Here is a 22,084-nt window from a genome sequence, read left to right as displayed (position 1 = left end):
ACATGTCCCGAATGCTCCTGGCACGACGCCGGCACAGACCGGCGCGGCCGGCGCTCGTCCATGCAGCCAACAGCGCAACGAGGCAACAGGCAAGACAACAAGAAGCAGGACAACCGGAAACAGGGAGGAAGAAGTGATTCAAAGCAAGAGACGCTGTATTGCCATTGCCGCCGCCATGGCGGCCATGCAGATGGGCAATGCCAGTGCGGTCGAAATCAAGGGAGAGACCGTCTACGGTTCGTTCGACTCGCAGATCACCACGGGGCTGGCCATGCGGGCGCACGGGATCGACTGCCAGCGCGTGGGCGATCCGAACGCGTCCGGCTGTGCCGGCGACGTGAACACGGCTCAGTTCTCCAATCTGGACAATGGCAACCTGAACTACAAGAAGGGCGACCTGTTCGCTGCGTATGTCAAGGGTACGCACGAACTGCTGCTGAATTTTCCGGAAGACATCAAGTTCATGGCGCGCGGCACCTGGCTATACGATGTCGCCGCCAGCCATACCGAGCGCTCCGACCTGACCAAGGACTCCTTCAACCAGGTGGCGCGCGACACGCGGCTGCTCGACCTGTGGGTCAGCAAGGGTTTTTCGATCGGCGACCAGAGCGCCCGCGTGCGCATTGGCAACCAGGTGATCAACTGGGGTGAAAGTATCTTCGGGCTTGGCGGCATCAACGCGACCAATGCACTGGACATCCAGAAGCTGATGGTGCCCGGCACCCAGATCAAGGAAGCCGTGCTGCCGGCGCCCATGATCAGCTTCGCATCGGGTCTGGGCCACGGATTCAACATGGAGGCGTACTACCAGGTCCAGTGGAACGGCAGCCGCCTGCCGCCGGTGGGTTCGTACTTCTCGCTGACCGACAATCTCGGCCGCGGCGCAGAGCCCTTTAACGTCAGCACGCAGAACCCGAACTTCTCCGGCACTGACGCCACGACGATCGCGCGGTCGCGCGACCAGGGGACCATCCAGTCGGTGCAGCAGGGCATCAACCAGGGCGCATTCGCCGGCCCGCCGTTCAATACCTTCGGCATCCCGCTGCAGCCGAACCAGTACGCCCGCAACTCGGGGCAGTACGGCTTTGCCTTCCACTACAAGCCGGAAGGCACGCAGCTCGACATCGGCACCTACGTCATGAACTATCACGACAAGCTGCCGGTGATGGGCCTGCGCCCCGACGACACCATCCAGGTCCAATACCTGGAGGATCGCAAGCTCTATGGGGTCAGCGCCAACTTCCCGGTGGGAGACTGGGCGGTGGGCTGGGAACTCTCGTACCGGCCGCGCGATGCCGTCGCGCTCTCGGCATGCTATGGGCCAAACGGTCCACTGGACATCATCAGTAACGGCGTGACCGGCGTCAATTGCCAGCAGTGGATCGACAGGAAACGGTTCCAGACGCACCTGACCGGCCTGCTCGCGCTCACGCCGAGCAATTCGGGTGGTTTCCTCAAGCTGCTGGGGGCCGATACCGCGGCGTTCACCGGGGAACTGGTTGCTATCTACTTTCCTGGCGTGAACTCCAACTCGCGCTTCGTTCGCACCGTAGACGGTGTGCAGGTCATGCAAGCCCCGGCACCGGCGTTGCAGCCATGGATGGACAGTTCGACCAACTCCACCCTCGGCTACCCGATCACGGCGGCCAAGGGTACCTCGCTGTCGATGGGCGCGACGGTGGACTTCAACTGGACCTATGACGGCAGGCTGATTCCGGGCTGGCAGGTCACGCCGGGTGTCACGTTCTCCTATTCGTTCATGGGCTACACGCCGACCGCGCTCGGCAACTATATGCAGGGCGCCAAGTCCGCCAACCTCTACGTGCTGTTCAACCAGAACCCCACCAAGTGGCAGGCCGGCATCAACTACACCATGTACTGGGGCGCCAATCCGCTGGCGCAACCGCTTGGAGACCGCAACTTCGTCGGCGCGTTCCTGACCCGGAACTTCTGACGAATTCCACGCGGGTCGCGCAGGCCGCTGGCAGGCGCGACCCCGAACCCACGCACTCTGGAAGTTTGCAGCAATGAACGGATTCGTACGACGCCTGGAAGGCATCCTGTTCGCGCACCGGACCGCAACGCTGGTGGTGATCGGACTATTTACGGCGGTGATGGCCTTCTTCGCCGCCCAGCTACGCATGGAAGCGGGCTTCGAGAAGCAGATGCCGCTGAACCATGAATACATCAAGACCTTCAAGTCCTACCGCGACGACCTGTTCGGCGCCAACCGCCTGACGGTGGTGGTGAAAGCGCGGCACGGCACCATCTGGACCCGGCCCGCGCTGGGCAGGCTCTATGACGTGACGCAAGCCGTGCTGTTCATGCCGAACGTGGACCGGCTCGGCGTGCAGTCGCTGTGGACGCCGAACAGCTACGTCAACGAGATCACGGAGGAGGGCTTTCGCGCCGAGCCTCTCATCGATGGCAACATCACGCCGCCGCGCCTCGACGATGCCGTCATCGGCCGTATCCGCTCGGCCACCAGCGACGGCGGCTTCGTCGGCACGCTAGTCTCGCGCGACCAGACCAGTGCCATGATTACCGCCGAACTGGAGGAGCGGGATCGCGACGGCAGGCAGCTCGACTACATCGCATACAACCATCTGCTCGAGAAGCAGCTTCGCGAGCGGTTCGAGGACAAGGACTTCGAGATCCAGATCATCGGCTTCGCCAAGCAGGTGGGCGATATTGCTGATGGCGCCTCCGGCGTGCTGGGATTCTGCGCGATAGCGCTGCTGCTGACCGCACTGGCCGTGTACTGGTACTCCCATTCGGTGCGTTTCACGGTCCTTCCCATCCTGTGCTCGCTGACCTCGCTGGTCTGGCAGTTCGGCACGCTCAGGCTGCTCGGCTACGGCCTCGACCCGCTCGCCGTGCTGGTGCCGTTCCTGGTCTTTGCCATCGGCGTCTCGCATGGGGTCCAGCAGATCAATTTCATCGTCCGCGAGCTGGCGCACGGCAGGAACTCCATGCAGGCGGCGCGCAACAGCTTCACGGGGCTGCTCGTGCCGGGCACGCTGGCGCTGGTGACGGCCTTCGTCTCGTTCATCACCTTGCTGATCGTGCCGATCCCGATGGTGCGGGAGCTGGCGGTCACGGCGTCGATCGGCGTGGGCTACAAGATCGTCACGAACCTGGTGATGCTGCCGGTGGTGGCATCGTTCTTCCGCTTCTCCCAGGCCTACGCCGACGGGGCGATGGCCCGGCGCGAGCGTCGCTCCCGCTGGCTGCGCGGGCTCGCCCGCGTGGCGCAGCCGCGCACCGCCGTGGCCGTGACGCTGATGAGCGCCTGCCTGCTGGCTGTGGCCATCTATGAAAGCCGCGACCGCGTGATCGGCACGGTGGAGCCGGGCGCGCCGGAGCTGCGGCAGGACGCGCGCTTCAACCGGGATGCCAAGTCCATCGCCGCCAGCTATGACATGGGCCTGGACTGGCTGACCGTGGTGTTCGAGGCAGCCCCGGAATCGTGCGGCAACACGGCCATCGGGGCCTACCAGGACGATTTTTCCTGGGCCATGCGCGACGTGCCCGGGGTGGTGTCCATCAGCGGCTTTTCCAGTCTGCTTCGCACCTACAACACGGGATACAACGAGGGCTACCCGAAGATGTCGGTGGTGCCGATGGATGCCGCCAACTACGCGGCGCTTGCCACCGAGATCGGCCGGCTGCGCGGCTACATGCGCAAGGATTGCAGCATGACGGCCGTCCACCTGTTCCTGGCCGACCACAAGGCGACCACCATTGCCGGGGTGATCCGCGCCGTCAACGCATTCCGGGCCGCCAACGCACGTCCGGACGTGAAGATCAGGCTGGCGTCGGGCAATGCCGGCGTGCTGGCGGCCATCGACGAGGAAGTCGAGCGAAGCGAGCAGCCGATGATGCTGTATGTCTACGCCACCATCATGCTGCTGGTACTGGTGGCGTATCGCGACGTGCGGGCCATGATCGCCTGCTGCCTGCCGCTGACCGTGGCGACCTTCGTCGGCTACTGGTTCATGAAGGCGCTCGACATCGGCCTGACGGTGGCGACGCTGCCGGTGATGGTACTGGCCGTCGGCATCGGCGTGGACTACGCCTTCTACATCTATAACCGCCTGCAGGCACACCTGGCCGACGGCCTGCCTATCGCAAAGGCGGTGGAAAGCGCGCTGCTGGAGGTGGGCATGGCCACCATCTTCACGGCGATCACGCTGGCGATCGGCGTGTCGACGTGGGCGTTCTCCGCCCTCAAGTTCCAGGCCGACATGGGCAAGCTGCTGGCGTTCATGTTCCTTGTCAACCTCGTGATGGCGATGACGGCGCTTCCCGCCCTGGCGGTGGTACTGGAACGGCTGTTCCCGCGACGCGGTGCGGTGCGGGTTTCAAACTTCATGTCGCACTGAGGGAGGGCGCATGCAAAAACGGGATCTACGTAAGCTGATCGGACTGCTGGCTGCGGCGGCCGTGACGCTGGGGGGGCAGGCATCGGCCGCTGCTCCGCAGGGCCAGGCGCCGGTGCCGCAATTGATGCCGGCGGTGCGCACGCCATCGGCTGCCACGGCTGGCATCCTCGGCGCCACGCGTGCCGGCAACCGGATCGTCGCGGTGGGCGAGCACGGCGTCGTGCTGCTTTCCGACGACAACGGCAGGCATTTCCGGCAAGCGCAAAGCGTCCCCGTGCGCGCGATGCTGACATCGGTCAGCTTTGCCGATGAAAAAAATGGGTGGGCCGTCGGCCACGCGGGCGTGATCCTGCATACCGGCGACGGCGGCGAGACCTGGACGCTTCAGCGGTCGGACACCGAGGCCGACCAGCCGCTGTTCTCCGTGCTGTTCAGTGACCGCAACCACGGACTGGCCGTGGGGCTGTGGTCGCTGCTGCTGGAGACCGACGATGGCGGACATACATGGCGACAGCGCGAACTGCCTGCGCCGCCCGGGGCGACCAAGGCCGACCGCAACCTGTTTCGCCTGTTCGCGGCGCCGGACGGGAAGCTGTTCATCGCGGCGGAGCAGGGACTGGTGTTGCGCTCGACGGACCAGGGCAAGTCCTGGCGCTACCTGCCGACGGGCTACAAGGGCAGCCTTTGGGCAGGCGCCGCGGGGCCAGACGGTGCGCTCTATGTCGCCGGGATGCGTGGCACGGTCTATCGCAGCGGCGACGGCGGGGACTCCTGGCGGCAGGTGCCTAGCGGAACGCACAGCGGGCTGACTGACCTTGTGGCGGCGCAGGGCGGCGTAGCAGGTGTCGGCATGGAGGGTGCGTCGGTCCGCAGCAATGGGACGGAAGGCATGGCCGCTGCCACGCGCCCCGACCGCGTCGACCTCAACGCCGTGGTGCTGGCGGCGGACGGCAAGTTGATCGACTTTTCCTCTCGAGGTCCGCTCGCGCCGCGGTGAATGAACGGTTCCGCATCGGGTACAGGCCCACCACGTCGCGCGGTCCCCAGAAGATCGCGTCAGTGGATGGCTTGAAGGTCTCAACACGATGCGGCTCGCTCCGGCCGCAAGTCTCTCTCAATCGCGTCAAGAGGCAGCAGCAGCCGGATGGGCACGACCTTTGCGCGGTCGGCGATCCGAGTTTGCTGCGACAGCCTGAGGTCGCACTGTTCTGGCGCGAGGATTGCCCGCCCCGGTTACAACTCGCGTCATCCGGTTGGCCGAATCCGGATACGGGCGCCCCGATCGCGACCCTATAGTTGCTCCATCCAAGTCCCCCAATACCAGCCATGCGTATTCCACACCTGCGACCGTTCGTGGTCGCCTGCCTGGCGGCACTTGCAGCGTCGGCGGGTTCCGCGACGGGTGTACGGCGCGGCGCCGCTGCAGCCCGAGACGCTCAGCGTGCAGCCCATGCCACCGCGTGGCGATCACTTCCTCTATGCGCTCGAGATGTCCGCGCCTACCGACGCGCGCCTGACGGTGTACGACATTGACAAGAAGAAGGTCGTTGCCCAACAGGGAGCGGGGTTCCTGCCTGGCGTGACGCGCTCGGCGGATCATCGCTTTACCTATGTCGCGACGAGCTACTTCTCGCGCGGCACCACCGGCGAACGCACCGATGTCCTGGAGATCACGGACAACGCATCGTTCCGCAAGGTTGGCGAGGTCGTCCTGCCGGCCAAGCACGCGCAGCAGGTGCCGTCGCTGTTCAATACCACGGTGTCGGACGACGGCGGCTTCGTCTACGTCACCAATATCACGCCGGCGACGTCGGTCTCCGTTGTGAACCTGGCTACCCGCAAGCTGGCCGGCGAGATCGACACGGCCGCCTGCGTGCTGACGTACCCGTCCGGCAGGAACCGCTTTGCATCGCTGTGCCAGAGTGGAAAGGCGCTGATTGTCACGCTGGACCAGGATGGCAGGGAAGTCGGCCGCGAGCAGTCGGCTGCCTTCATCGACGTGGAGAACGACCCGGTCTACACCCACGCCGCGCGCTGGGGCAGTGGCTACGTGTTTGTCACATTCAGCGGCAAGGTGACGCCGGCGGACTTCAGCGCAAGTCCTGCGCGGTTCGATGCGCCGTGGCAGCTCGTCTCGCCAGCGGAGGCGCGCCAGGGCTGGCGTCCCGGCGGCCTCCAGCCGTTCGCGGCAAGCGAGGCTACCGGCAAGCTTTACGTCCTCATGCATCAGGGGGGCGAGGGATCGCACAAGGAGCCGGGCACGGAGATCTGGGTCTTTGACGTCGGGTCGCATGCCCGCGTGGCTAGGTGGAAGCTGGCGGCCGAGAAGCTGATGCCGATGGTGACATTGTCGGTATCCGAAGGTGGCAATCCGATCGTCTATGGCAGCACCTACCTGGGCGTGCAGGCGTTCGATGCCGTCAGCGGCAAGCCGGTGCATGCCGACAAGACGCTGGGCAGGGCCGTCGTTCAGATGTTCCCTTTCTGAGGGGGAGTGATGGAAATCGATCCCGTTGTCCTTCGGACTTGCCAGGCGGCCGTCATCGTGGTGTTTGGTGCCGCCGGGTTTTCCAAGCTTGTGAATCCGGAGCGCTTCGGGCGCGCGGTGGCGTCATATGGCTTGCTGCCGGCGTTCCTTGTGGCCCCGGTGGCTCTGTGCCTCGCCCTGGCCGAACTGGCGATTGCCGCGGCCTTGCTTGTCGATCCGTCGCGCCCAGCGGCGGCGCTCGCCGGGCTTGGCCTGCTGGGCCTCTTCCTTGTCGCAATCGGAGTGAGCCTGGCACGCGGCAACCGCGACATCGATTGCGGCTGCTGGGCGTTCGGAGGAAAAGGCGATGGTCATCCGGCGAGGCTCTCCGGATGGCATCTGGCGCGGCTGGCTCTGCTGGCGGCATTCGTGGCGCCATGCCTGTTCGAGCCTGCCCAGCGCACCGTCGAATGGATCGACTATGTCACCGCGACGGGCGGACTGGCCGTTGGCGGCGGCCTGTTTGTCGCCATCGATTATCTGCTGGCCAACGGTGCCGCAATTCAGAAGTTGAGGTCTTGAAATGTCAAATGCTCTCGTTGTTTCGCAAGTCATGCTGTGGGTTGCTGTCGTTGTGCTGGGACTGGTGTGCCTGGCGCTGTTGCGGCAGATTGGTGTGCTGTACGAACGCATCATGCCGGTCGGCGCCCTGGTGGTGGACAAAGGCCCGGCTGTCGGCGCAGTGGCGCCCGCCTTCGACCTGCGCGACCTGTACCAGAGCGAAGTCCGGATTGGCGGCATCTCGGCCGACGGACGCAGCACCTTCCTCTTCTTCGTTTCGCCGACCTGCCCGGTTTGCAAGAAGCTGCTCGCGCTGCTGCCGTCCCTGCAAGCCAGTGAGGGTGCCAACTATCGCTTTGTCCTGGCAAGCGATGGTCCCCGCGCGGAGCACGAGGCCTTTTATCGCAAGGCGGGTCTTTCCGCGTTCCCCTATGTCCTTTCGCAGGAACTCGGCATGGCCTACCAGATCGGCCGGTTGCCCTACGCGGTCGTGATCGATGGCGAAGGCAAGGTGCGCTCGAAGGGCCTCGTCAACAATCGGGAACATCTGGAAAGCCTGTTCGAAGCCAACGAAACCGGAACGGCTTCGATTCAGGAGTATGTGGCACGCCGCGACGGGCAGCACGCCCAGGCATGAGGAACAGAAACATGAAATGGATCGACGGACTCTTTGAGCGTTCCGCACGCAGCGTCGCCCAGCGCAATGGCCGCCGCAGCGCGCTCGGCCGGATGGGGCGACTCCTCGTGGGCGCGGCGGCCATGCCGCTGCTGCCGGTGGACCGCCTCGCCTACGCGGCCGGCCCGGCAGCCGCGCCCAAGCTGCCAGCGGGCATCGATGACGAGACCAGTTGCGAATACTGGAAGCACTGCGCCATCGACGGCTTTCTTTGCGCCTGCTGTGGCGGAAGCTCCAGCACCTGCCCGCCCGGCACATCCACCTCGCCCATCACGTGGATCGGCACCTGCCTGAATCCGCACGACGGACGGAACTACATCGTCTCGTACAACGACTGCTGCGGCAGTACCTCGTGTGGCCACTGCATGTGCAACCGGAACGAGCGGGAGCGCCCGATGTACAAGATGTCGCTCAACAACGACATCAACTGGTGCATGGCGAGCCAGCCGTCCACGTACGTCTGCTCGGTTTCCGTCCTGCTGGGAGTCCAGGAGCAATGAGGACCACGACGAAGTACATCAAGGCCAGTCTGTCCCTGGTGATCGCGCTGGGCGTATCGGCAGGCGCGCGGGCGCAGGAGCTCGATGCGGGCAAGACCATCTTTGCGAAGAACTGCGCGGTCTGCCACCAGGCAAATGGGCAGGGCCAGGATGGCCTGGCGCCGGCGCTGAGCGTCTATCCGGCCCGCTATGCGAGCACCGAGGGCGGCCGGGCACTGCTGGCGAACATTGCCCTGTATGGCCTCCTGGGTGCCATCCAGAACGGCGGCAAGCAGTACAACGGGAGCATGCCCAGCTTCCGCACGATGTCGGACGAAGAACTGGCCGGGGTGTTGAGCTATATCGCGCTTGACCTCTCCGGCGGTAAGGCGGCCGGCAGCCAGCCAATCAACGCTGACGAGGTCAAGGCGCGCCGGGCGCAGAACCTCACGCCGACCGAAGTCAGGCACCTGCGCGAGCAGGTGCTCAAGGATGCGGGGCTGTGAGGCTTTTTCCGGCATGGCGGCCATTGACTGCGTGGATGGCGCTCGCGGCCGTGTCGCTGGCCACGAGCGCATGGGGGCAGCCGGCGGACGAGGCGGTCGCCTACCGGAACTATGTGCTGAATTGCATGGGCTGCCACGGCGCCGCTGGTGAAGGCGTGCCGGGCAATATCCCGCCGCTTCGGGGTGCCATCGGCCTGTTCGTGCATAGCAGTGCCGGTCGGCAATTCATCGTCCGCGTGCCAGGCGCGTCGAACTCCGCGCTGACGGACGATGAGCTCGCTGCGGTGACCAATCTCATGCTCGCGCGCTTTGGCGCCAACCAGTTGCCGACGGATTTCAGACCCTACACTGGCTCGGAAGTGGCTGCCCTGCGCCGCCCGGCGTATGCCGACGTGGCGACAGTGCGCCGCGCCGTGATCGAAGAGCTTCGCGGCCAGGGCGTGCCGATGAAGTCCGACTACTGACGCACCACCACAGCAGTCGCCACACCAAATCAGGAGCAAATCATGGAGACGATCGATACTTTCTACATTGGCGGGACGTGGGTGGAGCCGGCACCAGGCTTCACGCAGGTGGATATCGTCAACCCTGCGACCGAATCGGTGATCGGCAGGCTGGCGATGGGTACTGCCGGCGACGCGGACCGTGCGGTGGCCGCCGCGCGCGGGGCGTTTCACGGCTGGTCGGAATCGACCCGCGACGAGCGTATCGCGCTGCTTGAACGGATCATTGCCTGCTACCAGGCGAGACTTGAGGACATCGCACAGGCGGTGCGCATGGAGATTGGTGCGCCCATCACGCTGGCGAGGAACGTACAGGCGACATTGGGGCTCGAGCAACTGAAGGCGACCCTGGCGGCCCTGCGAAGCTTCGAGTTCGAGTCGGCCAGAGGCAGGAATCTGGTGCGACGCGAAGCCATCGGTGTGGCAGTACTCATCACGCCCTGGAACTGGCCGCTTAACCAGATCGCGGCAAAGGTGGCCCCTGCCATTGCCGCCGGCTGCACGGTCGTGCTCAAGCCTTCCGAGACCGCCCCGCTTGATGCGCGCATCTTTGCCGAGGTCATGCACGATGCTGGCACCCCGGCCGGCGTCTTCAACATGATCTACGGCGACGGCCAGACGGTGGGCGCGGCCTTGTCTTCGCATCGTGACGTCGACGTGGTATCGATCACCGGATCAACGCGCGCCGGCATCCAGGTGGCGGTCAATGCGGCGTCTACCGTGAAGCGGGTGGCGCAGGAGCTTGGCGGCAAGTCGGCATTGCTGATCCTCGATGACGCGGATCTGGAAACTGCGGTACGCCAAGGTGTGCTGCAGTGCATGGGAAACAGCGGTCAGACCTGTGTCGCGCCAACGCGCATGCTGGTGCCAAGAGAGCGCTATGACCAGGCAGTCCGGATAGCCGCGGCCACGGCCGACGCGGTGACCGTGGGCGATCCCGGGGACACCGCTGTCAGCATGGGGCCTCTGTCGAGCCGTGCACAGTACGAAAGAGTTCAAGGCCTGATCCAACTTGGCGTGGAAGAGGGCGCGCGTGTCGCGGCGGGAGGCGTGGGTCGCCCGCAAGGTCTGGAGCAAGGCTATTTCGCCAGGCCGACGATCCTTGCCGGCGTTCGCAATGACATGGCGATTGCACAGGAGGAGATCTTCGGGCCCGTGCTGGTGCTGATCCCCCACGATGGGGATGACGATGCGGTCGCTATCGCTAACGACTCCCCCTACGGGTTGGCCGGGTATGTCGCTTCGGCGGATGTCGAGCGGGCCCGTCGGGTGGCCACCCGGCTGCGTGTGGGCTCCGTACGCATCAATGGGGCGCCCATGGACCTGAGCCTTCCCTTCGGCGGGTACAAGCAGTCCGGAAATGGCCGGGAATTCGGCCCCGAAGGGATTGGCGAGTACCTGGAGACCAAGGCGATCATGGCCTGACCCGGGGCGGCGGCTCTCGTAGACACGAGCTCAGGATTGAGGCGCCGCTCCGATCCGGCCTAGAACGCTCTGCCATTGATCAATGACCATGCACACGATCTTTTCGAGACGCCTTCGCTCGCTTCCCGCCGGCAGCCGATCCTCCCCGAACTCAGCTGTGTAAGACACCTTGATTGGGCTCCAACTAGGCACTCGTGTTCCTTGCAACTTCAGGCACCAAGTCATGAAGTCGAGAAAGAACGAGTCGTGCCGCCCGGGACAATGGGTGATGTCGCGTGATGCCCATGGCAATGGTCCGTGGTAAGCGTGGCTCGACAATCTCGACGGCGGACAAATGCCCAGTGGCAACTTCGTGGTCCACAGCAAGCATTGGAAGTATTGTCAAAGCGCCCCCCGAAAGCGCAACCTCCTTCATCGTATTCAACGATTCGACTTCCAGCGCCACATCCAGCGAGATGCCGAGCTGACGCGCGTGCTGGTCGAGAATCGATCGCAGCCCGTTGGGGGCCGGTGGCAGGACAAGCGGAACGCCGTCGAGCTTGCGGAACGGCACCGTCGGTACCCCGGCGAGCGGATGGCCGGGCGCGCAGATCAGGTAAGTGGCGACCTCAGCAAGCACGTCTTCTCCCTGGCGGGGCCCGGGACCATAGCGGTTGATGACCGCCAGGTCCAGATGGCCCGATTCCAGTTCCTCGTCGAGTTGTCCGCTGAAGCCTTCGGCCACGCGCAGCCGGACACCGGGCGCCGAGGCGCGCAGATTCTCGAACAGCGCCGGTATCAGGCGCGGCGCCATTGACGGCAGCACGCCGATCCTCACCTGTCCGAACGGGACGCCCGCCGCGTCCTTGACCTCATCGCGCAGCCGTGCCGACTGGGCCAGCAGCAACTGGACATGCGGGAAGATCCGCTGGCCGAATTCCGACAGCACCACGCCCCGGCCGGTTCGTTCGAACAGCCGGTCGCCCCATTCCGCCTCGATCTGCGCAATCGCACGGCTCACCAGTGACTGGGCTATCCCCAGGGAGCGTGCCGCACGTGACAGCGATCCCACTTCAGCCACCAGCGCCACGGTTTCGAGCTGTTTCAGATTCACACTGGCTAACCATCCATAAAGTGGATATCAGATATCTATGATTATACTCTTTTGAGTTGGCTCAGGACTCCATAAACTGTGGACATCCCGCCCTGCAGAGAGGGCTTACGCAACATCTGGAGACAACATGCCATGCTTTTCCGCTGTGCTTCGCGCATTCCGGCGTCCGTTATGCGCCTTGCTGGTCGCTGTCACCCCGGCCGCCTTTAGTGCCCCCGCTGCCGCCTCGACCGGCTATCCCGCCAAACCGATCCGCCTGGTCGTGCCGTTTCCCGCCGGAGGACCCACTGACGCGATGGCGCGACTGATCGGCCAGCACATGTCGCAGCAGCTTGGACAGCCCGTGTTGGTCGACAACCGCGGCGGCGCTGGCGGCACCATCGCCACCGAGGCCGCTGCGCAGGCAGCCCCCGACGGCTATACGCTCTTCTTTTCCACCACCGGTACCATGGCCATCAACCCGTGGCTCTACCGATCGCTGAAGGTGGACCCCCTCAAGTCGTTCGATGCCGTAGGCTCGGTGGCATCCACTGTCAACGTGCTGGTGGTGCCGAACAACCTGCCGGTCGGCAACATCAAGGAACTGATCGCGCTGGCAAAGCAGAAGCCGGGCACGCTGACGTTCGGCTCGGCCGGCAACGGCAGCTCCAACCATCTGTCCGGTGAACTGTTCAAGTCGATGGCCGGCATCGATATCGTCCATGTGCCGTACAAGGGCTCGGCCGCGGCGTTCACTGACTTGCTTGGCGGACGCATCTCGATGATGTTCGACACCGTATCGAGCCAAGGGCAGTACATCAACGCGGGCAAGGTCAAGGCGCTAGGCGTGACCGGCGTGACCCGTTCTGAAGCTCTGCCCAAGGTGCCGACGATTGCCGAGGCTGGCCTGCCTGGCTTCGACGTGACGATCTGGTTCGGCCTGTCGGCGCCGAAGGGCACCACGCCGGATGTGATCCGCCGCCTGAACAGCGAACTACAGGCCGTGCTGGCGCAGGCAGACGTGCAGAAACAGCTCGCCGCATTGGGCGCCCGGCCGCTGCCGGGAACGCCGGCCGAGTTCTCGAAACTGATCCAGCATGACGCGGGCAAGTGGTCGCCGGTGGTCAAGGCATCGGGAGCGACCCTTGACTGAGACCACTGCAACCTTCGACGCGCTGTTCTCGCCGGCATCGGTGGCCGTCATCGGCGCCTCGGACAACCCCAACAAGGTGGGCGGACGACCGATTCACTACATGCGCACCTTCGGCTATGCGGGCGAGGTGTTTCCGGTCAACCCGGCGCGCGAGGTCATCCAGGGCTATCGTGCGTACCCCGATCTTGATGCGATCGGCAAGGCGCCGGACGCCGTCGTGATTGCCGTGTCCGGCGAAGCCACGCTTGGCCAGGTGCGCAAGTGCGGCGCCGCGGGCGTCAAGGCTGCAGTCATCATGGCGTCGGGTTTTGCCGAAACGGGCGAGGCGGGACGCCAGCGGCAGCAGGAATTGGTGGCGGTGGCCAATGCCAGCGGCATGCGGCTGGTGGGCCCGAACGCGCAAGGCACGGCCAACTTCGCCAGCGGCGCGGTGCTCAATTTCTCGACGATGTTCATGGAGGTGGCGCCCCAGGACGGCCCGATCGCGATCATCGGCCAGAGTGGCGCGGCGAGCGTCATGCCTTATGCATTGCTGCGCCAGGCTGGCTACGGCGTGCGCTACCTGGTGGCGACGGGCAACGACGCCGATCTCGACGCCTGCGCGATGACCGCGGCCGTGGCGGCGGACCCCGATGTGCGGTTGATTCTGGTCTACCTCGAATCGGTGTCCGACCCTGCCCAGCTTGCCCGCGCGGCGGAAGTGGCCCGAGCGCATGGCGCCAGCATCGTGGCGATCAAGGCCGGCAACAGCCAACGCGGTGCCAAGGCGGCGGCCTCGCATACCGGTGCGCTGGTCGGCAACGATGCCGCGATCGATGCCTTCCTAGCACGTCACGGCATCTGGCGTGCGCGTGACATTGGCGAACTGGTCCGCGCGGTGCCGCTGTATTTGCAGCAGCGCGCCCCGGGGCAGGGCCGCACGGTCGTGATGAGCCATAGCGGTGCGGTGGGTGTGATGGCGGCCGACCTGGCCGAACGACACGATTTGCCGCTGACCGAACTCCAGCCGGCAACGCTGCGCGAACTGGGCGCGATCCTGCCCGAGTTTGGCACGGCCAGCAATCCGCTCGACATGACAGCGGCGCTGCTAGGCAAGGCCGACATGTTCCCGCGCGTGCTCCAGGCGCTGGGCGCCGATCCGCAGGCCGACATGGTGATGGTTGGCATTCCGGTGGCGGGTCCCGGCTACGACGTCGAGGCACTGGCGCGCGACGCCGCCGACTTCAGCGCGGGCCAAGCCAAGCCGTTGGTGGTCAGCGCGACGCAACAATCGGTCCGCGAGGTCTTCGTGCGACACGGCGTGCCGGCCTTTGTCACCGAAGCCGATGCCGTTGCAGCGCTTGCGCAGTATGTCGCGCATCATCGGCTGGCCGCGGCGGCAACGGTGACGGCGACGGCGTCGACCTGGCCTGACGCGCAGCGCCTCAACGGCAGCGGCTTGCAGGACGAAGCCCGTAGCCTGGCCTTGCTCGCCGAAGCCGGCGTACCCGTCGTGGCGCACCGACTCTGTGACAGCGTGGATGCGGCGGTAGCGGCGTTTGACGCGCTCGGCGGGGTGCCGGTGGTGGTCAAGGGCTGTGCGGCGGACGTCCCGCACAAGAGCGAGCACGGCCTCGTGCAGCTTCGCCTGACCGATGCCTCCAGCGTGGCCCGGGCGGCGCAGGACTGCCTCGACACGCTGCAGCGGCTGGGCGTGGAATCGCCACGGGTCATTGTGGCGACGATGGTCAAGGGCCGTCATGAGTTTGCGCTGGGGGTCTCGGTCGATCATGTGTTCGGGCCGCTGGTGATGATCGGGGAGGGCGGCACACTGCTCGAACTACGCAAGGACGTCGTGACCCTGCTGGCGCCGTTCACGGCCGAAGATGTCAAGGCGGCCTGCGCGAGGCTGCGCCTGGCGCCGTTGTTCGACGGCTATCGCGACATCCCGGCGCTTGATCTCGACGCGCTGGCAGCGTCCGCAGTGGCGCTCGGCGACTGGGCATTGTGTCACCGTACTGCGCTGGCATCGGTGGATATCAACCCGCTGATGGTGATGGCTGCGGGCGAAGGGGTCATGGCGGTCGATGCTGTGGTGGAACTCAAGTGGAATTGAACATGGAAACTGTACGCGTCAAACGGGATAACGACATTGCCATCGTCACGCTGAACCGCCCGACCAGAATGAATGCGGTCAATGACGCCTTGCGCGGCGAGTTGATCGAAGCCCTGGGCCAGCTCAACGCCGAGCCTTCGGTGCGCGCCGTCGTGCTGGCCGGTGCCGGCGAGCGGGCGTTTTGTGCCGGACAGGATCTTGATGAGGCGGCCACGGTGACCTGGCAGCAGCTCGTGCCCTGGCTGAATCGGCAACGGGCGATGTACCAGGCCGTACGCGACCTGGACAAGCCCTGCGTGGCCGCAGTGCGGGGTGTGGCGGCAGGCGCGGGTTTCCAGCTTGCGCTGTGCGCGGACTGGCGGCTGGCCACTGCAGACAGCCGCTGGGGGCAGCCGGAGGTCAAGGCAGGCCTGGCGAGCATCGTCGGATCCTACCTGATGACGCTGCACGTGGGGCACACCCATAACGTGCAGATGTCGCTCTCGGGCGATCTGGTCAGTGGCCAGCGCGCCTTCGATATCGGTCTGGTGACGGCACTATGCGGCGAGACCGAACTGATGGCGCAGGCGCTCGCGCAGGCCAGATCGCTCGCGGCGCTGCCGCCGACCGCCGCGCGCCTGTCCAAGCAGCGCTTTCGCGCCATGACGCAGCCGGGATTTGATGACGCCTGTGTCGCCGGAATCCGGGCGCAACTCGAATGCTATGCCGACGGTGAACCGCAGCGCGTGATGGCTGCGTTCCTCGACAAACGCAACACAAGGGAGTCGCAGTGAAGCAATTTACCCAACATTATATAGACGGCGCACGTCTTCCGATTCGAGCCGGCGAGTCAATTCGCGTCTACGATTCGGCGACCGAAGCCCCGTTGGCTGATGTCTGTCTCGGCACCGCGGGCGATGTGGCCGAAGCCGTGGCGGCAGCCGCGCGGGCGCAACCTGGCTGGCAAGCGCTGGGCGCAGCCGGACGGGCGCCGTATCTGCGCGCGCTGGCCGACGCGCTGGAAGACTGCGCGACGGAGCTGGCGAATGAGATCTCGCGCGAAGTCGGCATGCCGCTGAAGCTGTCGCGTCGGATCCAGGTCGATGCACCAATCGCGGCGTGGCGCGCCACGGCGGCGCTGGCGGACACGTTCGCCTTCGTCCGGACGATCGGCAATTCCCGCGTGACGCTGGGACCGGTCGGGGCAGTAGCCGCTATTACGCCGTGGAACTACCCGCTGCATCAGATCACGGCCAAGGTGGCGCCGGCGCTGCTGGCCGGCTGCACGGTGGTGCTGAAGCCGTCAGAGCTGGCCCCGGCCGTGACCGAACGGATGATGGCCGCGTGCGAGCAGACGAAGCTGCCGCCGGGCGTCCTCAATCTCGTGTTGGGCGGCGCGGCGGTCGGCGAGGCGCTGGTATCGCATCCCGACATCCAGATGGTGTCGTTCACCGGCTCCACGGCTGTCGGCCGCAAGGTCGCCGCGCAAGCGGCCGGCGACATGAAGCGTGTGTCGATGGAACTGGGCGGGAAGTCCGCGTCCGTCGTGCTGCCGGGCGCGGATCTCGCCAGGGCGGTCAAGGCGACTGTCAACTCATGTTTCCTCAACTCGGGGCAGACTTGCAGCGCGACTACCCGGCTGATCGTGCCCCGCGAGGACTACCCGCAGTGCCGGCAACTGCTGGCGGAGGCGGCAGCAGCGGTGAAGCTCGGCGATCCCGCCGATGGCGAAACCCGGATCGGCCCCTTGCTATCGGCGCAGCAGCGTCAACGCGTGCAGGCGCATATCGCCGAAGCGGAGCAGGCAGGCTTTGATCGGATTGCCGGCGGTGCCGATGCGCCGGTGCCAGCAACCGGCTATTTCGTTGCGCCGACCATCTACGGCAACGTCGCACCCGACAGCCGGCTGGCGAACGAGGAGGTCTTCGGACCGGTGCTGGCGGTGCTGTGTTACGACAGCGTCGACGAGGCGATCACCTTGGCCAACAGCACGCGCTATGGGCTGGCAGCAAGTGTCTGGGCTGCCGATGACGGTGCCGGCGAGGTGGTTGCCAACGCGCTGCGGGCAGGGCAGGTGGAGGTCAACGGCGCCCGGTTCAATCCCGCGGCACCGTTCGGCGGCTTCGGTATGTCCGGTATTGGGCGGGAAGGCGGCGTGTATGGGCTGGAGGAGTTCCTGGAACCGAGATCCGTTCAGCTCCCTTAGTACGACATCGAAAGGAATCGCAAAATGTACAGTCAGATTACCGTTGCTCGCGCCGGAAAAAGCGAGCGAATCGCCGTGGTCACCATGAACCGGCCGGACAGGCTCAATGCGCTGACCAAGGTCATGGAGGGCGAACTGCGCGACGCCATGGATTCCATCGATCGCGACGACAACGTGCGCGTGGTGGTGCTGACCGGGGCAGGCAAGGGCTTCTGCGCCGGCATGGACATCAACGAGCTCGAAGTGCTGCCGCCGGGCGATATCCGCGCCGCCCAGTGGATGCGCCCGTTCGACATGAACCGGCGCGCCGATTACCAGACGCGCTATGGCTACTTTCCGGCCATGCGCAAGCCCGTGATCGCGGCAATCAATGGAGCGGCAGCGGGGCTGGGGCTGGTATTCGCACTCTACAGCGACATGCGCTTCGCCAGTGCCGACGCAGCATTCAGTACCGCGTTCGCGCGTCGAGGCTTGATTGCCGAGCACGGCATCTCCTGGCTGCTGCCGCGCGTGGTCGGCCCTGGCCATGCGGCCGACCTGTTGTACTCGGCGCGCAAGGTGCTGGCTGACGAGGCGCTGCGGATCGGCCTGGTCGACCGCCTGGTGGATGCGGACGCCCTCATGGCGATCACGCTCGATTATGCCGACGACCTGGCCGAGAACGTTTCACCCCGATCTATTCGCGTGATGAAACGGCAGCTGTGGGAGCAGCCGTTCCAGTCATTGGCCGAAGCCACGCAAGTCGCCAATGCCGAAATGTTCGAAAGCATCCAGAGCGAGGATTTTGCGGAAGGGGTTGCGCATTTCCTCGAGCGCAGACCTGCCGAATTTTCTGGTCGGTGACCGGCAATCGGTCCCACCGGCGCAAGACCCTGCTTCAGTGCATGATTGCTGACCTCGAAGCTCGACCGTCTCTGACCAGGCTGCCGCTCAAGAGGTAATTACGAGTGACCGCTTCTGTGCCCCGTCGGGCCATCCGGTTAATGCGGCAGCCCAACATGGGTGCACCCTTCACCATCGCTGTTGGTGGGCGTGCCTGCAAATGCTGAGGCGTTACATTTCGAAGGGTACGGGAGGAGAGGCATGCAGGCCGCCGACGAAACGTCAAAGGGGTACGTCGGGGTATTTGAGTAGCCGCTGCGCAAAAGACTTGAAGTTCTGTTAGCAGCGGCGTCGCCTCAAGCCCTTACTTCGCGCGCAGGGTTACAAAACCATCCTCGAGGTCATGGAGCAGGCCATCAAACGGTTCCAGCCCGATGTGGAACCGCAGGATCCAAGACCGCTGTTCGTGCTGGGGCAGCCATGGGAACATGGTGCCGCGGACCGGCGCGACGAGACTATGAGTACCTCCCCAACTTGCCCCGATTTTGAACATCTTAAACTCTTCGACCATTTCGATAACTCGCTCGTCGGGGATCGCTTCGTCGAGGACGACGCTCAGCAGGCCGTTGCCTTGGCTGAAATAGCGGGCGAATCGCCCATGGTTTTCGTCGGCGGGATGTTGCGGGCAAATCACCCGTGCTACGCTGGATTGCTCCATAAACCACTCCGCAACTAGGAGGGCTCTTCGTTCGTGCTCCGCGACCCGTACGTCGAACGTCTGAAGGCCCCTTAACACCAACGACGCGTCATCAGACGAGACGCCTTCGCCCAGCATGAAGGAGGCCGTTTTCAGACGCTCATACAACTCGCGGTCCTGGACTGTCACGGAACCCATGCAGACGTCGGAATGCCCCCCTGCATACTTCGAGAGGGCGTTGCAGACAATGTCGATTCCATACTCGAATGGGCGAGTCAGGCCGAGCCCCCAAGCATTGTCGATCGCGACTAACGCTCCGTGAGCATGCGCTTCCTGCGCAATCTGCCCCATGTCCTGAACTTCCATTGTGTAGGAGCCGGGGGACTCGAGAATGACCAGGCGAGTCGCCGGCGTGATCCACGGTTGAACCGAAGAGGCATCGGCGGGAATGATCGTATGAGCGATACTCATGCGATTGAGGAAATCCTTACAAAACTCTCGCGTCGAACCGTAGGCATTCTGCGCGACCAAAATGTGGTCGCCGCTCTGCAGCAATGCCAACATCGGAAGGTTGACAGCCGACAAACCAGAGGGCGTCGTCAGGCAATATCGACCTCCCTCCAGCTTGGCAATTTCTTCTTCCAGGTATCGAACTGTGGGGGTACCGTACAAGCCATAGCTAAAGCCATCAAACAAACGACTACGGCGATTTGTAAAGTCTTCGACGGTTTTGAATTTAAGCGTTGAAGCCCGATGAATCGGCACGGAAAACCCCATGAACTCCGGCATTTCCTCGAGGCGGTGATGCATATCAGTCGGGAAGACAGTAGTATTTTTCACTTGAGTTCCTTTTTTTTGTATACAACGCAGGTTGCGCAACGTGATTTAGACGGAAACCTGCGACAGGAAGGTCTTTGCCCGTGCCGATTTGCGTTCGCTCTCGCCAAAGAAATCGCTAACTGGGAGGTCATCGACAATTCTGCCGGCGTCCATAAACACAACGCGATCGCCCACGCGACGTGCGAAGTTCATCTCATGTGTCACGCAGAGCATGGTCATGCCTTCGGCTGCGAGACCGGCCATGACGTCAAGCACCTCGTTTACCATCTCAGGATCGAGCGCGGATGTCGGTTCGTCGAACAGCATCACGACTGGATCCATGCACAGAGCGCGCGCAATGGCCACACGTTGTTGCTGACCTCCGGAGAGTTGACCAGGATATTTGTGCTGATGCGCCAGCATGCCGACGCGATCCAGCAAGGACCGCGCCTTCGACCGAGCCAGGGTCATGTCGCGTTTTAGCACTTTGACCTGGCACAGTGTTAGATTCTCGGCGACAGTCAGGTGCGGAAAGAGCTCGAAGTGTTGAAACACCATGCCAACGCGGCTCCTCACCTCTGGCAGCTTCGTTTTGCTGTGTCGGAGAGACATGCCGTCCACCGTGATATCACCACTTTGAAATAGCTCGAGGCCATTAATGGTACGAATCATCGTCGACTTTCCCGAGCCAGACGGTCCGCAGATGACCACTACCTCGCCGCGACTGACAGACAGGCTGCATTCGGCAAGGACCTTCGTGCTGCCATACCACTTCGAAACACTATTGAGTTCGATCATTTCAACTAGCCATCAATATGACAACACTTTCTGCCGGCTCTTAAAAATCGAGACTGCACCGACTCCCAGCGAGCAAATCGCAAGATAAACGACTGCAACAAATAAGTACATCTCGACCAGGCACCCATCTCGCTGCGCAATTTTTGTTGCAGCGCCCAGAAAGTCATTCAGACTGATGACATAGACCAGCGAGGTGTCTTTTACCAAGGCGATCGTCTGATTGATTAACGACGGTGTCATGTTTCTAAATGCCTGGGGCAAGACAACGAGCCGCAGCGCCTGAGAACGTGACATGCCCATTGCCAACGCCGCCTGCATTTGCCCGCGTCGAACGCTACCAATCCCGGCTCTCACGATTTCGCAATAATAGGCAGACTCTGCGAGGACAAACGCCATCAATGCCGAAAAGACGGCACTCACGGAAAGATTCGGATCGCCCGTGACGACGCGCGCAATAGGTGGCGCAAGAAAATAGAACCAGAAAATAGTCAGAATGAGAGGAATCGAGCGGAAAAGGTTGACGTAAGCCTCGACGACCCGCCGTAATGTATGTCCACCGTATGTCTTTCCGATGGCCAGTAGAGTGCCGATGACTACGCCGAGCACCATTGCGACCACAGTCATGAGAAGCGTGGTGTACATTCCATCAACCAACACTGGCCACGCACGGGCAATGGAATTCCAGTCGAATGAATAGTTCACGCTACTACCCCCAACGCGACGGACTTATCGGATCGCCGCTCTAGCCAGTTCATCAAGTGGACGACCAGGTATGCGAGTCCCATGTATATGAGGGTCGCCGCAGCAAAAGCTTCGAAAGGCTGTGCGCTGAATTCGCTGATTTGTCTAGTCTGTCCGGTCAATTCCATCAGTCCAATCGTCAGAGCGACCGCGGAATTCTTGATGACGTTCATAAAATCGGATGTCAGCGGGGGTATCACAATACGGAAGGCTTGAGGAAGAATGACATAGCGGTATACCGCGACGGACCTCATTCCAAGGGCTTTTGCGGCCTTCGCTTGGCCACTAGGAATGGATTCGATACCACTGCGGATCACCTCGGCTGCCTTTGCGGCCGTGTATAGCGTCAAGCAAACAAGGATCGTGAGAAACTGATTCGTCGTCGGATCAAGGTTCTTGATCGCTTCGCCCCATTTTTCTGGCAGAAGCTCCGGAATAACAAAGTAAAAAATAAATAACTGAACAAGAAGCGGTGTGTTTCTAAAGACGTGTACGTAAATTAATGATAGAAGACGTATGGATTTGTTGGGAACGGTGCGTGCGATGCCAGCCAATGTTCCCAAGCCGAGAGCTATAACCCAGGAAGATAGCGAGAGTAGCACTGTCCACCCTAAACCAACGAGTAACATATGGCCGTATGTGCCCTCACCAGTGACAGACGGATGGAAGAATATCGATAAATCCCAATTGTAGTTCATGA

General features: G+C 63.5%; 20 protein-coding genes. 15 read left to right on the top strand and 5 right to left on the bottom strand.

Annotated features, from left to right (window positions below; all coding sequences use genetic code 11):
- Positions 1 to 175: 175 nt before the first annotated feature.
- The 10 genes from AC3FKG_RS21955 (at position 176) to AC3FKG_RS21910 (ending at position 11,002) form a co-directional block, all read left to right on the top strand.
- On the top strand, positions 176 to 1,954 hold the full coding sequence (locus tag AC3FKG_RS21955) for a DUF1302 domain-containing protein (RefSeq protein ID WP_220631913.1): 1,779 nt from the start codon (positions 176 to 178) through the stop codon (positions 1,952 to 1,954).
- 73 nt (positions 1,955 to 2,027) lie between these two features.
- Positions 2,028 to 4,385, top strand: a complete 2,358-nt coding sequence (locus AC3FKG_RS21950; protein WP_488744109.1) for an efflux RND transporter permease subunit — start codon at positions 2,028 to 2,030, stop codon at positions 4,383 to 4,385.
- Positions 4,386 to 4,395: 10 nt separating this feature from the next.
- Positions 4,396 to 5,382 (top strand): WD40/YVTN/BNR-like repeat-containing protein, encoded by a 987-nt coding sequence (locus AC3FKG_RS21945; RefSeq protein WP_488744108.1) that lies wholly within the window; start codon positions 4,396 to 4,398, stop codon positions 5,380 to 5,382.
- Positions 5,383 to 5,835: 453 nt separating this feature from the next.
- Positions 5,836 to 6,873: an amine dehydrogenase large subunit gene (locus tag AC3FKG_RS21940; protein ID WP_488744144.1), complete on the top strand. Its 1,038-nt coding sequence runs from the start codon at positions 5,836 to 5,838 to the stop codon at positions 6,871 to 6,873.
- Positions 6,874 to 6,882: 9 nt separating this feature from the next.
- On the top strand, positions 6,883 to 7,434 hold the full coding sequence (locus tag AC3FKG_RS21935; RefSeq protein WP_483713726.1) for a MauE/DoxX family redox-associated membrane protein: 552 nt from the start codon (positions 6,883 to 6,885) through the stop codon (positions 7,432 to 7,434).
- 1 nt (position 7,435) lies between these two features.
- The gene (gene mauD, locus AC3FKG_RS21930; RefSeq protein WP_483713727.1) at positions 7,436 to 8,050 is read left to right on the top strand and encodes a methylamine dehydrogenase accessory protein MauD; all 615 of its coding nucleotides are present in this window, start codon (positions 7,436 to 7,438) and stop codon (positions 8,048 to 8,050) included.
- 11 nt (positions 8,051 to 8,061) lie between these two features.
- Entirely contained in the window at positions 8,062 to 8,589 is a 528-nt protein-coding gene (locus AC3FKG_RS21925) for a methylamine dehydrogenase light chain (RefSeq protein WP_220631701.1), read from the top strand.
- Positions 8,586 to 9,074 carry a c-type cytochrome gene (locus AC3FKG_RS21920; RefSeq protein WP_488744107.1) on the top strand — a complete coding sequence of 163 codons (489 nt, stop codon included), beginning with the start codon at positions 8,586 to 8,588 and terminating at the stop codon, positions 9,072 to 9,074. Before AC3FKG_RS21925 ends, AC3FKG_RS21920 begins: the two co-directional genes overlap by 4 nt.
- Before the next feature lie 23 nt (positions 9,075 to 9,097).
- Positions 9,098 to 9,538: a c-type cytochrome gene (locus AC3FKG_RS21915; protein ID WP_488744106.1), complete on the top strand. Its 441-nt coding sequence runs from the start codon at positions 9,098 to 9,100 to the stop codon at positions 9,536 to 9,538.
- Positions 9,539 to 9,580: 42 nt separating this feature from the next.
- Complete coding sequence (locus AC3FKG_RS21910; protein WP_488744105.1) at positions 9,581 to 11,002, top strand: aldehyde dehydrogenase family protein; 1,422 nt, start codon at positions 9,581 to 9,583, stop codon at positions 11,000 to 11,002.
- A 184-nt stretch (positions 11,003 to 11,186) separates the two neighbouring features.
- Here AC3FKG_RS21910 and AC3FKG_RS21905 read toward each other — a convergent pair whose 3' ends face one another.
- Complete coding sequence (locus AC3FKG_RS21905) at positions 11,187 to 12,095, bottom strand: LysR family transcriptional regulator (RefSeq protein ID WP_483713732.1); 909 nt, start codon at positions 12,093 to 12,095, stop codon at positions 11,187 to 11,189.
- Positions 12,096 to 12,222: 127 nt separating this feature from the next.
- Here AC3FKG_RS21905 and AC3FKG_RS21900 point away from each other — a divergent pair, with 127 nt between their 5' ends.
- The 5 genes from AC3FKG_RS21900 to AC3FKG_RS21880 are packed head-to-tail and all read left to right on the top strand — an operon-like array spanning position 12,223 to position 18,350.
- Positions 12,223 to 13,227, top strand: a complete 1,005-nt coding sequence (locus AC3FKG_RS21900) for a Bug family tripartite tricarboxylate transporter substrate binding protein (RefSeq protein ID WP_488744104.1) — start codon at positions 12,223 to 12,225, stop codon at positions 13,225 to 13,227.
- Positions 13,220 to 15,322 carry an acetate--CoA ligase family protein gene (locus tag AC3FKG_RS21895; protein WP_483713735.1) on the top strand — a complete coding sequence of 701 codons (2,103 nt, stop codon included), beginning with the start codon at positions 13,220 to 13,222 and terminating at the stop codon, positions 15,320 to 15,322. The genes AC3FKG_RS21900 and AC3FKG_RS21895 overlap by 8 nt, the downstream gene beginning before the upstream one ends.
- Positions 15,323 to 15,324: 2 nt before the next feature.
- Entirely contained in the window at positions 15,325 to 16,095 is a 771-nt protein-coding gene (locus AC3FKG_RS21890) for an enoyl-CoA hydratase/isomerase family protein (RefSeq protein ID WP_483713737.1), read from the top strand.
- Positions 16,092 to 17,507: an aldehyde dehydrogenase family protein gene (locus AC3FKG_RS21885; protein WP_488744103.1), complete on the top strand. Its 1,416-nt coding sequence runs from the start codon at positions 16,092 to 16,094 to the stop codon at positions 17,505 to 17,507. Before AC3FKG_RS21890 ends, AC3FKG_RS21885 begins: the two co-directional genes overlap by 4 nt.
- Before the next feature lie 24 nt (positions 17,508 to 17,531).
- Positions 17,532 to 18,350, top strand: a complete 819-nt coding sequence (locus tag AC3FKG_RS21880) for an enoyl-CoA hydratase (protein ID WP_483713740.1) — start codon at positions 17,532 to 17,534, stop codon at positions 18,348 to 18,350.
- Positions 18,351 to 18,693: 343 nt separating this feature from the next.
- Here the strand turns inward: AC3FKG_RS21880 and AC3FKG_RS21875 are convergent, their stop codons facing one another.
- From AC3FKG_RS21875 to AC3FKG_RS21860, 4 genes are read right to left on the bottom strand one after another with little or no spacing between them, the layout of a single operon-like run.
- A complete protein-coding gene (locus tag AC3FKG_RS21875) occupies positions 18,694 to 19,866 on the bottom strand; it encodes a trans-sulfuration enzyme family protein (RefSeq protein WP_483713741.1) in 1,173 nt (390 codons plus the stop codon).
- A 45-nt stretch (positions 19,867 to 19,911) separates the two neighbouring features.
- Entirely contained in the window at positions 19,912 to 20,643 is a 732-nt protein-coding gene (locus tag AC3FKG_RS21870) for an amino acid ABC transporter ATP-binding protein (RefSeq protein ID WP_483713742.1), read from the bottom strand.
- 12 nt (positions 20,644 to 20,655) lie between these two features.
- Positions 20,656 to 21,345 carry an amino acid ABC transporter permease gene (locus tag AC3FKG_RS21865; protein WP_483713744.1) on the bottom strand — a complete coding sequence of 230 codons (690 nt, stop codon included), beginning with the start codon at positions 21,343 to 21,345 and terminating at the stop codon, positions 20,656 to 20,658.
- Complete coding sequence (locus AC3FKG_RS21860; RefSeq protein WP_483713746.1) at positions 21,342 to 22,082, bottom strand: amino acid ABC transporter permease; 741 nt, start codon at positions 22,080 to 22,082, stop codon at positions 21,342 to 21,344. Before AC3FKG_RS21860 ends, AC3FKG_RS21865 begins: the two co-directional genes overlap by 4 nt.
- Between the last annotated feature and the right edge of the window lie 2 nt (positions 22,083 to 22,084).

The sequence above is a fragment of the Cupriavidus sp. 22TCCZM04-2 genome, assembly GCF_057798895.1.
Note: the sequence above shows the minus strand (reverse complement) of the source record. Positions and strands in the feature narration are given on the sequence as shown.

Bases quoted from the DNA above. Each gene is read 5' to 3' on its own strand.
- AC3FKG_RS21935 (WP_483713726.1), top strand. From the start codon at position 6,883: ATGGAAATCGATCCCGTTGTCCTTCGGACTTGCCAGGCGGCCGTCATC.
- AC3FKG_RS21955 (WP_220631913.1), top strand. From the start codon at position 176: ATGGCGGCCATGCAGATGGGCAATGCCAGTGCGGTCGAAATCAAGGGA.
- AC3FKG_RS21870 (WP_483713742.1), bottom strand. From the start codon at position 20,643: ATGATCGAACTCAATAGTGTTTCGAAGTGGTATGGCAGCACGAAGGTC.
- AC3FKG_RS21925 (WP_220631701.1), top strand. From the start codon at position 8,062: ATGAAATGGATCGACGGACTCTTTGAGCGTTCCGCACGCAGCGTCGCC.
- AC3FKG_RS21860 (WP_483713746.1), bottom strand. From the start codon at position 22,082: ATGAACTACAATTGGGATTTATCGATATTCTTCCATCCGTCTGTCACT.
- AC3FKG_RS21940 (WP_488744144.1), top strand. From the start codon at position 5,836: ATGCCACCGCGTGGCGATCACTTCCTCTATGCGCTCGAGATGTCCGCG.
- AC3FKG_RS21945 (WP_488744108.1), top strand. From the start codon at position 4,396: ATGCAAAAACGGGATCTACGTAAGCTGATCGGACTGCTGGCTGCGGCG.
- AC3FKG_RS21880 (WP_483713740.1), top strand. From the start codon at position 17,532: ATGTACAGTCAGATTACCGTTGCTCGCGCCGGAAAAAGCGAGCGAATC.
- AC3FKG_RS21910 (WP_488744105.1), top strand. From the start codon at position 9,581: ATGGAGACGATCGATACTTTCTACATTGGCGGGACGTGGGTGGAGCCG.
- AC3FKG_RS21890 (WP_483713737.1), top strand. From the start codon at position 15,325: ATGGAAACTGTACGCGTCAAACGGGATAACGACATTGCCATCGTCACG.
- AC3FKG_RS21950 (WP_488744109.1), top strand. From the start codon at position 2,028: ATGAACGGATTCGTACGACGCCTGGAAGGCATCCTGTTCGCGCACCGG.
- AC3FKG_RS21920 (WP_488744107.1), top strand. From the start codon at position 8,586: ATGAGGACCACGACGAAGTACATCAAGGCCAGTCTGTCCCTGGTGATC.
- mauD (WP_483713727.1), top strand. From the start codon at position 7,436: ATGTCAAATGCTCTCGTTGTTTCGCAAGTCATGCTGTGGGTTGCTGTC.
- AC3FKG_RS21900 (WP_488744104.1), top strand. From the start codon at position 12,223: ATGCCATGCTTTTCCGCTGTGCTTCGCGCATTCCGGCGTCCGTTATGC.